We start from the raw sequence: 1,385 nt of genomic DNA on the forward strand, positions 1-1,385 counted from the left end.
GACCGACGCAACCTACCCGAGCCGGTGGGCTACTACGAAGCCGCTGGACTGGTGTTCCGCGAGAGGAAAGGCAAGTGGCGCACCACGCGCTGCGAGTTCCACGGCGGCTCAGACTCCATGCGCATCAACACCGACAGCGGTGCATTCGCCTGCATGGCCTGCGGTGCATCCGGTGGCGACGTGCTGGCCTACGAGATGCAGGCCACGGGCGCCGAGTTCATCGACGCCGCCAAGGCGCTGGGTTGCTGGGTGGATGACGGCCAACCCGCCGTTCAGCACAAGCCCACGCCCCTTTCCCCGCGCGCAGCCCTACAGGCCATTGCCTTTGAGGTCACGCTGGTGGCCATCGAGGCCAGCCGCATCGCCAGCGGCATCGTGCCCAGCGAAGCCGACAAGGCCCGGGTGCTGGCCGCATCCAACCGCATCACCCGAATCATGGAGGTGTTCGCATGAACCCCGACGACTACAACCGCATGGTGGCCGAGCTGGATGCCGACATTGCCGCCCGCCCCGTGCGCCCGCTGCTGGACTTGGATGCTATCAATGCAATAGCTTCTGGTGCAGGAAAGACAAGCGCTGGCGCTGGTTTTGAGCCGCTGCCGGAGCCTGCCACCGAGCGCACACCCGATAGCGTGGTGCTGGCCTGCGGTGCCGACCTGACGCCCGAGCCGGTGCGCTGGCTGTGGCGCCACTGGCTGGCGCTGGGCAAACTGCACATCCTGGCGGGCGCGCCGGGCCAGGGCAAGACCACCATTGCCATGGCGATGGCCGCTACCGATCACCATCGGCGGGCGCTGGCCCGATGGCACACGCTGCGAGGCGGGCAACGTGCTGGTCTGGTCAGGCGAGGACGATCCCGCCGATACGCTGGTGCCGCGCCTGATGGCTGCAGGGGCCGACCGCAGCCGCTGCCATTTCATCCAAGGCACTCGCCGCGATGGTGAAGTGGTGCCCTTCGACCCGGCCCGCGACATGCGCCAGTTGCAGGACGCCATTCGCAAGATCGGCGGCATCCGGTTGCTGGTGATTGACCCCGTGGTCAGTGCCGTCACCGGCGACAGCCACAAGAACACCGAGGTGCGCCGCGCATTGCAGCCCCTGGTGGACTTGGCCGCCGCCTGCGACTGCGCATTGCTGGGCATCACGCACTTTGCCAAGGGTGGGCAGGGCACCGACCCGGCCCAGCGTGTGGTGGGCAGCGTGGCGTTCACTGCTGTGGCGCGCATTGTGCTGGTGGCTGCCAAGGTCAAGGGCATGGACGGCGAGGACTCTCGCATCCTGGCGCGCGGTAAAAGCAACATCGGCCCGGACGATGGCGGGTTCGAGTACCACATGGAGCAGTGCGAACCGCTGCCCGGCCTGCAAGCCTCACGCATCGCATGGGG

The 1,385-nt window shown here is 67.6% G+C and carries 1 protein-coding gene and 1 pseudogene; both read left to right on the forward strand.

Annotated elements, in window-relative coordinates; genetic code table 11:
* Nucleotides 1–453 (forward strand): CHC2 zinc finger domain-containing protein (locus tag EV674_RS17250; RefSeq protein ID WP_132750526.1); only part of this gene is annotated, 453 nt, incomplete at its 5' end.
* Between the two features lie 143 nt (nucleotides 454–596).
* Nucleotides 597–1,385 (forward strand): annotated as a pseudogene (locus tag EV674_RS17255) (AAA family ATPase); the annotation flags it as partial.

Origin of the sequence: Simplicispira metamorpha, from assembly GCF_004341365.1 — a bacterium.
GTDB classification, from domain to species: Bacteria; Pseudomonadota; Gammaproteobacteria; order Burkholderiales; family Burkholderiaceae_C; genus Simplicispira; species Simplicispira metamorpha.